The sequence below is a fragment of the Microcoleus sp. A003_D6 genome (assembly GCF_036702825.1).
GTDB lineage: Bacteria > Cyanobacteriota > Cyanobacteriia > Cyanobacteriales > Microcoleaceae > Microcoleus.
In genome coordinates, this window is the sequence record NZ_JAUBWA010000199.1 from 1 (window position 1) to 7,745 (window position 7,745).

8 protein-coding genes and 1 tRNA gene are annotated in these 7,745 nt (G+C 46.0%); 3 read left to right on the plus strand and 6 right to left on the minus strand.

All coding sequences use genetic code 11. The annotated features are described in order from the left end of the window. Positions 1–137: 137 nt before the first annotated feature. On the minus strand, positions 138–527 hold the full coding sequence (gene gcvH, locus QUB70_RS30570; RefSeq protein WP_332985487.1) for a glycine cleavage system protein GcvH: 390 nt from the start codon (positions 525–527) through the stop codon (positions 138–140). Positions 528–586: 59 nt separating this feature from the next. Here gcvH and QUB70_RS30575 point away from each other — a divergent pair, with 59 nt between their 5' ends. Beyond that, entirely contained in the window at positions 587–1,414 is an 828-nt protein-coding gene (locus QUB70_RS30575; RefSeq protein WP_332985489.1) for an alpha/beta hydrolase, read from the plus strand. 143 nt (positions 1,415–1,557) lie between these two features. On the opposite strand, the gene gcvT is transcribed toward QUB70_RS30575, so the two are convergent. From gcvT to QUB70_RS30600, 5 genes are all read right to left on the minus strand, one after another. Further along, positions 1,558–2,712 (minus strand): glycine cleavage system aminomethyltransferase GcvT, encoded by a 1,155-nt coding sequence (gene gcvT, locus QUB70_RS30580; RefSeq protein ID WP_332985490.1) that lies wholly within the window; start codon positions 2,710–2,712, stop codon positions 1,558–1,560. Between the two features lie 390 nt (positions 2,713–3,102). Next, positions 3,103–3,176 (minus strand) — tRNA-Pro (locus QUB70_RS30585). Positions 3,177–3,213: 37 nt separating this feature from the next. Continuing rightward, positions 3,214–3,582 (minus strand): DUF1818 family protein, encoded by a 369-nt coding sequence (locus QUB70_RS30590; protein ID WP_332985491.1) that lies wholly within the window; start codon positions 3,580–3,582, stop codon positions 3,214–3,216. Between the two features lie 141 nt (positions 3,583–3,723). Continuing rightward, positions 3,724–4,392 carry a hypothetical protein gene (locus tag QUB70_RS30595; protein WP_332985492.1) on the minus strand — a complete coding sequence of 223 codons (669 nt, stop codon included), beginning with the start codon at positions 4,390–4,392 and terminating at the stop codon, positions 3,724–3,726. A gap of 298 nt (positions 4,393–4,690) precedes the next feature. After that, positions 4,691–4,921, minus strand: a complete 231-nt coding sequence (locus tag QUB70_RS30600; protein ID WP_172188796.1) for a DNA-directed RNA polymerase subunit omega — start codon at positions 4,919–4,921, stop codon at positions 4,691–4,693. Positions 4,922–5,001: 80 nt separating this feature from the next. On the opposite strand from QUB70_RS30600, the gene QUB70_RS30605 reads away from it, so the two are divergent. Beyond that, positions 5,002–5,694 carry a GDSL-type esterase/lipase family protein gene (locus QUB70_RS30605; protein WP_332985493.1) on the plus strand — a complete coding sequence of 231 codons (693 nt, stop codon included), beginning with the start codon at positions 5,002–5,004 and terminating at the stop codon, positions 5,692–5,694. A gap of 575 nt (positions 5,695–6,269) precedes the next feature. Next, positions 6,270–7,523 (plus strand): S-layer homology domain-containing protein, encoded by a 1,254-nt coding sequence (locus tag QUB70_RS30610; protein WP_332985494.1) that lies wholly within the window; start codon positions 6,270–6,272, stop codon positions 7,521–7,523. Positions 7,524–7,745: the final 222 nt, after the last annotated feature.

The following is a 7,745-nucleotide window of genomic DNA, read 5'->3' on the forward strand; positions in this document are numbered from 1 at the left end:
TGTAACGGATGTAACGGATGTAACGGATGTAACGGATGTAACGGATGTAACGGATGTAACGGATGTAACGGATGTAACGGATTTCAGGAAGAGGGAAGAAGGAAGATTTTCCCACTCCTCCACTCTCCCCCTTTCCCCTACTTCCCTTCCACCATTTGGCGATACGCCTGGGCTGATAAAGCGTCATCGACTTCGCTGGGATTGTCAACGCGCACTTTCAGCAGCCACCCAGCGGCATAGGGGTCGTCGGCCAAATCTTCGGGAGACTCTATAATGTCATCATTTCGTTCTACGACTGTACCGGTAACTGGTGAGTTTAAGGTTTCAACCGCTTTTACTGACTCGACTGTACCGAAAGCTTCGCCTTTTTCCAGCCCTGCACCGACTTCTGGCAAATCTAGAAACACGATATCGCCGAGTTGGTCAACTGCAAAGGCACTAATGCCGATGGTGGCTATTTCGCCTTCGAGTCGAATGTATTCGTGGGTGTCTAGGTATTTCAGGTCATCGGGGTATGTTAGTGCCATGTCTTTTCTCGCAATAAAAAAGTATCAAGTAAATCTTAGTGAACTATGGGCATTTATTGATGACTAAGTGGAACAAAAAAAATATTAAACGCTTGCTTTTTGGAGAATTTTCTGTCAAACGACTTATGCGATCTATAATTTTTATTTACGCATTTCTGTGTTTTTACGGTTTCTTTTTTTCAGAACGGCTAATTTTTCAACCTCCGCCATCTAGTCAGAGTGATAATAGGGAATTTATCAAAGTTAGCTCAGCTAATGGCGTGAAAATTTCTGCTGTTCATTTTCTTAACCCGCAAGCTAAATATACCATACTTTACAGTCACGGGAATGCGGAAGACTTGGGCGGGATTTTGTGGGTACTCAGAGAGATTCGAGATAGCGGGTTTGCTGTGTTTGCCTATGATTATCAAGGTTACGGCACGAGTCAGGGAAATCCTTCTGAGTATAATACTTATCGTGATATTGATGCTGCTTATAATTATTTAACCCAAAAGTTGGGAGTACCTGCAAAGCAAATTATTCTTTACGGGCGTTCTGTGGGCGGTGGGCCGGCAATTGATTTGGCTTCGCGGCAAAAAGTCGGCGGTTTGGTGGTTGAAAGTTCCTTTGTTTCGGCTTTTCGGGTGTTGACGCGGATTCCGCTTTTACTCTTTGACAAGTTTGTGAATATTGATAAGATTGGCAAAGTTCGATCGCCCGTTTTGGTGATTCACGGTAAGGCTGATGAGGTGGTGCCGTTTTGGCACGGAGAGCAGTTGTTTGCGGCCGCTAAGCAGCCTAAATTCAATTTTTGGGTTGATGGGGCCGGTCATAATGATTTGATGGATGTGGCGGGCGATCGCTATGCTACAACTTTGCGGGATTTTGCTAAAATGCTTTCGCAATAGCAACTCCTAGGGTGCGTCAGCCCGCGATTTTTTCGATTTGCAGCGCTGATAATTTTAGCTGACGCACCCTACATTTAACTCGTAGGGTGCGTCAGCCAGGGATTTTTTCGATTTGCAGCGCTGATAATTTTAGCTGACGCACCCTACAAGCTAGGTCGGTTTGGCGATCGATAAAAGGGTTTTTTCACCACACTAGCGGGATAGTTTTTACCGCGAATTTCGACTTCTAATTGCTGACCAATTTTAGCTAATTTTGCCGGAACAACCGCGAGGGCTACTGCCCGATTCAATGTAGGCGATAATGTACCGCTAGTAACTTCTCCTACTGTTTCGCTTTCAAATATTAGGGGATAGCCGTGGCGCGCAATGTGTCGCCCCTGCATTTCTAACCCTACCAACCGCTTCGATACTCCATTGGCTTTCTGCTGTTCCAAAACCTCCCGCCCAATAAAATCGCCTTTAGTATCGAGGTGAACTACCCAACTTAATCCAGCTTCTAAAGGTGTAGTATTGTCGTCGATATCTTGACCGTAAAGTGCCATTGCTGCTTCTAAACGCAAAGTATCTCTCGCGCCCAAACCGCAGGGCACAACGCCAGCAGCTAATAGTTGTTGCCACAGTTCTTTTCCTACTTCGGCATTTACCATAATTTCAAATCCATCTTCACCCGTGTAACCAGTTCTGGCGATAAAACTCGGCTGTCCCAACAGGTTGGTTTCTAAGTGACCGAAAGCCTTAATTGGTGCGAGGTTGTCTTCCACAAAAGGCTGGAGAAAACTAACAGCTTGCGGCCCTTGAATTGCGATTAAAACTTTGTTTTTGGAGATGTCGGCAAAACTAACTTCGCTTAATTCTAAGTGGGCGGCGATCCAGGCTTTATCTCTAATGCGAGTCGCGGCGTTGACAATGATTACTGCCCGTTCTTCGCTAGTGGTGGCGTCTGGTTCTTGGCAGTAGAAAATAATGTCGTCTAAGATGCAGCCTTTGGCATTTAGCAAGACTGTATATTGAGCTTGACCCGGTTGCAATCGGCTCAAGTCTGAGGGTACTAAGGGTTGAAATTTTTCTATTAATTGTTTCCCTCTCAAACCAAATTTTCCCATGTGGGAAATGTCGAACATTCCTGCTTGCTGGCGTACTGCTTGGTGTTCGCTGCTGATGCCTGCGTACTGCACCGCCATCTCCCACCCGGAAAAGGGAACCATCCGAGCTTTGAGTTCTAATGATAGGTCGTACAGAGGCGATCGCGCGAGTTGGCTCGACCTCTGAGGATTGCTGGGTTCAGTTGACTTGGCCACAGGTAGCCCCTTGTTTTTGCGGGTAGACTGTTTTGATTTTACGGGACAATTGGTTTTCTGGGTGTGCGGCGCGATCGAATTTCAGCACGCGGTGCTACTGTTTTGCTACAAATTAAGAAAAGGCAGTGCCGTTTCCCTACTCTTTTTTATGGAGAATAGCGGGATCGAACCGCTGACCCCAGAAGAGGAAATTGTAGTGTCATTTTGGTTGTAATAGTTACTGTGCATACAATTAAAGCATTTTCAATAACTGAGATATCAATTTAATCGCTTTTTGGAAAAATTTTTGACTCAGACTTGGATTCCCGATCCTCCTAATTGAGAATGGTAAGAGCTGCGCCGCCTGCCCTAAAACAACAAAACCTTCTCATAGAGAAGGTTTTATCACAATCGGAGCGGCGGGATTTGAACCCACGACCCCTACTACCCCAAAGTAGTGCGCTACCAAGCTGCGCTACGCCCCGACAGCTTTAATAGCTTAGCATGGAATTCCCGAAAAAGTCAAAAAACTTTTAAAACTTTTGCGGCCTGCACCAAACTCGGAACCGCAGCCGCCGGCCAAAAACCCTCGCCGCGACGGCCAGCATTCAAGATCAATTGCACGCTGTAAGCTTGGGGATAGCCTTCCACCTGCACCCACAGCAAGTCGCTTTCGGCTTCAATGGCGATTTTTTCCTCGTCCATTAACTCAGAGGCCATTTGACTCATTGTGCCCGCTAATTGCCCCAACAATCGGCAAAAATCGTTCAACTCAGCCTCCGTGAGTTCGATCGCCCAACCCTCCCCAGCCACCAAACCCTTAAACTCCTGCGCCTCCGGGTTCCATCCCAAACGCCACCCAACACCCGTCTTAATTACACGTTCCACCATTGAGGGATTTTAGATTTTAGATTTTAGATTTTAGATTAGTAGGACTGACTCATACATACTAAAGAAACCGGGTTTTTTACCAGTGTTAAAGGCTCAACAGCAGTATTTCCGCAAACAACCCGGTTTCTGCCGTCCTGAGAATTAAGGTATCAACAACTTGGCATCTCCCGGCTGGGGTTCAGGTATTGTCGGTGTGTTCGATCGCCCTTGTGGTTTTTCCCCCGCCCCCGGTGTGCGCCCACGCCCGGAATTCTCCGTAAAAACATCAACCAAAGCTTGAACCAAAGCATCCCGCTGTACTCTATTTAAACTTTGAATAGCAGCACGATCGCGTTCCATCGGATTTGACCGCAAAACGTCCTTTCCGGGATACACGCTTTCCACCAAATAATCGGGAGTCGCCCCCAAATAATCAGCTAAACTCAACTTCCAATCAAAGCGGTAATTGGGCGGCCGCCCTTTGACAAATACGTGATATCGAATCAACCGCCCGACTAAAGTATTGGTAGGATCGACTTTTCCAGTTTCCTTAGAAATGTAGTTATTCTCGATCGGGAAATCCGGCAATTTTTCGTACACAAACTTCCACGCATCTTGCGCCCTCACTGGCAGCGGCGCAGATTGTTGAGCAACCAGCACCCCAGAGACAGACTCGGAACTCCGCAGCAGCGAAGGTTCCAAAGCCGACATACTCAGTTCGCCCGATTCCAATACCCAACTCAAAAGCGTGAAAATCGCCACACTCAAAGTAACGAACAGAAAACTTAAGCCCTGCTTTAATTTTTTCACGGTTTTGACAATTTCAAACATAGAAGAATTTCCTAATCTTACCCGCAAGTATTGTAGGGTGCGTCAGCCCCCAGCGTTTCCCTTGCCTCATAAGCGATCGAGCTGACGCACCCTACAGACTTAGGAAAAGCAACCCGGTTGGGACCATCCCGATTTTGTAAAAAGCGTTTTTTAGGAGTGCGAGCTTCCGGCTCAGTTGCGTATATAAAAGAAACCGGTTTTTAGCCCAAGCGCGCCAATCTAGTTTGAAAAGATTTTGAGTTTTGAGTTGACAAAAATTGCGGGCAATTCACGACTCAAAACCCAAAACTCCCGAAGTCTAGATGTCTCCGATAATTTCCGGCTGAGTCAGTTCGTCCGACATCTCAAATATCGCCCGCATTACAGGTTTCATTTGATGGTCGTCCATATTGTCAAAATCTTCATAGCGGCGGCGTTTTGCGCGATTCGCCACCTGTACCGTAATCCGATAGCGGTTGGATGCAGCACCGATCAACTCTTCCGCCCGACGGGTTAGCTGAGTTGAATCGAAGGTTGGACGCTTAACCATGAGACTACCTACTTTATGTAATGTTACATTCTAGTCTAGTATGTCAAGATTCATAAATTATTCACTGAGTATCATTGCTTATGCAGGCAGCAACAGCCTATTCCTTTGGTCACTTGCATCGGGTAAATTCTCATCCCCTCAAATTGGTTGCTTTCGGCGACAGCTTAATCTACGGTTTCGGCGACGGTGTAGGCGGTGGTTGGGTAGAAAGATTGCGGCGACAGTGGATGTTACCGGAGAGTGCAGGACACGTTTTATACAATTTGGGCGTTCGGGGCGATCGCACCTATCAAGTCGCCCAGCGGCTCGAAAACGAGTTTCGCCACCGGGGCGAACTCAGAAACCGCGTTCCGGATGCGATTATTCTTTCCGTAGGCCTCAACGATTCGGCGAGAGTGCAGTCGCCTACCGGGCGCAGCTACACAGATTTTGAACATTTTAAAACTGTTTTGGATAATTTATTAAACCTGTCCCAACAACTTTGTCCGGTGATATTTGTCGGGATGGTGCCGGTGGATGAAAGTAAAATGCCTTTTCAAGATTGTTTGTACTACAGTCATGCTGACCAATATCGGTATAAGGAAGCCACAAAGTTAGCTTGTGAGTTGCGGGGAATTCCCTATTTAGATATTTTTGATAAATGGCTCGCTCGGGGTAATATTTGGTGTAGTTCGTGTCTAACTTCGGATGGGCTTCATCCCAATGCAGCGGGCTATCAATCTTTATTTGAAGATGTGACAAGTTGGGAACCGCTAGCCTCTATTAGTCATTAGTCATTAGTCATTAGTCATCAGTCATTAGTCATTAGTCGTTAGTCATTAGTCGTTAGTCATTAATCATTAGTCATTATTCATTAGACCTCTTGCAAAAATCCTTTTAATCAAATTCTGGAACGGGCAAGATGCCCATTCCACAAGAAAAAAAAATTTGTGGGATGGGCATCTTGCCCGTCCTAGTTATTTTTGCAAGAGGTCTATTATTCATATCAAATCCGGTAACTACGGAATTATATCCGAGTGCGAGCGGGACGCTCGCACTGCACTCCGAAAAATATGATTCCGATGCAAAGGGAAACGATATCATGTCCGGTAAAATAACCGTTATCAGTTTAAGGTAGATAAGGGAGATAAGCAACATAAGGATTTTAAGGAATTTAAGTATTTTAAAAGCCCCAAAAAAGCCTCAAAATATTTATTTTAAAAAACCGTATCTTCCCCGCACTAAAAATATAAGTATTCAACAATGATTACATAACTGAGGGAAAGAGCAAGTTCGGCAGAAATAAATCAGCCTATCAAAAGCTTGCTTCTCCTCAATAAAAAACTTGTGTAAATTGGAGAATCAAAAAATGTCTGTATTACATCGCATCAAATCCGGTACATCTGTTTTATTAACATTGGCAACCGTTGCCGGAACCGCAGCCCCGATGCTAGCTCCCGCGCCTGCTTTTGCTCAAACAGCTTTTTCGGATGTTAATAATAACTACTGGGCAAAAGACTTTATTCAAGATTTGTCAGAAAGAGGGATTATCAAAGGATTTCCCGATCGCACTTTCCGCCCGGATGCACCGGTAACGCGGGCTGAATTCGCGGCAATGATCCGTTCGGTGAAAAAGGCAAAAACCCGCGCTGCTGTTGGGTTTGCCGATGTTCCGTCTAATTTTTGGGCGAGCGGGGCGATCGCAGAAGCTTACGAAATGGGATGGATGTCTGGCTATCCCGGCAATGTTTTCAGGCCGGCACAGCAGATTCCCCGCGTTCAAGTTGTAGTCGCTTTAAATAACGGCATGGGCTATGAGCCTACGTGCGATTTTCAAGATGTTCTCAGCTACTATAATGATGCTGGTGAGATTCAAAGTTATGCTGTCAAAAGCGTTGCTGCTGCTACAGAAAAACAATTGGTTGTCAGCTATCCCAATCCTAAATCTCTCAAACCTAACAAGTCAGCAACGCGAGCTGAAGTAGCTGCTTTTATCTATCAAACATTAGTGAGTACCAATCAAGCAAGAGCAATTAATTCTCCTTACATTGCTAAGGTTGATATTGGCCAGAGTGTGGCTGTGAAAATTCCCAGCGGGGCGACTATTCCAGTCGAGTATGCAAAAGGCAAGATTTTGCTCGGCCCCAATGACAAGTCTCCGATTACGCTGACTGTAGCTTCGGATATCGCGGGCAATAATGGTAAAGTGCTGATACCCGAAGGCTCGAAAATTAGCGGCGAATTGCGATCGACTTCTGCGGGCGTTCAGTTTGTAGCACAGGAATTAAGTATAATCAACGGCAGCAGAGTGCCTCTCAATGCCACTTCGCAACTGATTACTAGGAAAGAAACTGTTACTAAAGGCGTTAATGTTGGTAATCTGGTTAAGAATACGGCGTTGGGTGCAGCAGCAGCGGCGGCGATCGCAGGTGTTACGGGCGATCGGGCGATCGCGACTGAAGAGGTGCTCGGCGGTGCGGGAATCGGGACTTTGATCGGGGTGTTTTTAGGTCGAGATAAAGTCGATTTGTATGCTGTTAATCCCGACACCGATTTAGATTTGCAGTTGGATTCAGATTTGGTAGTTACTACTGCGAACACAGGCATTTGTAGCAATCGATAGAAGGAAGTTCGGCAGCGGATTTTGTAGCGGATGTAACGGATGTAATACCAATTTAATGTGAAGTTGCACATATCTCGATCCCCCTAAATCCCCCTTAATAAGGGGAGTAGGGGTTGACTTTGAGAAGAATCTTGTCCCCCCCTTATTAAGGGGGGCGCCGGCAGGGTGGATTAATTGTCATCCTAGAAATAGGTACGTAGTTGGGCTTTAGCCCTCTTGAGA

Bases quoted from the DNA above. Each gene is read 5' to 3' on its own strand.
- QUB70_RS30600 (WP_172188796.1), bottom strand. From the start codon at position 4,921: ATGGTTAAGCGTCCAACCTTCGATTCAACTCAGCTAACCCGTCGGGCG.
- gcvH (WP_332985487.1), bottom strand. From the start codon at position 527: ATGGCACTAACATACCCCGATGACCTGAAATACCTAGACACCCACGAA.
- QUB70_RS30605 (WP_332985493.1), top strand. From the start codon at position 5,002: ATGCAGGCAGCAACAGCCTATTCCTTTGGTCACTTGCATCGGGTAAAT.
- QUB70_RS30575 (WP_332985489.1), top strand. From the start codon at position 587: ATGACTAAGTGGAACAAAAAAAATATTAAACGCTTGCTTTTTGGAGAA.
- QUB70_RS30595 (WP_332985492.1), bottom strand. From the start codon at position 4,392: ATGTTTGAAATTGTCAAAACCGTGAAAAAATTAAAGCAGGGCTTAAGT.
- QUB70_RS30610 (WP_332985494.1), top strand. From the start codon at position 6,270: ATGTCTGTATTACATCGCATCAAATCCGGTACATCTGTTTTATTAACA.
- QUB70_RS30590 (WP_332985491.1), bottom strand. From the start codon at position 3,582: ATGGTGGAACGTGTAATTAAGACGGGTGTTGGGTGGCGTTTGGGATGG.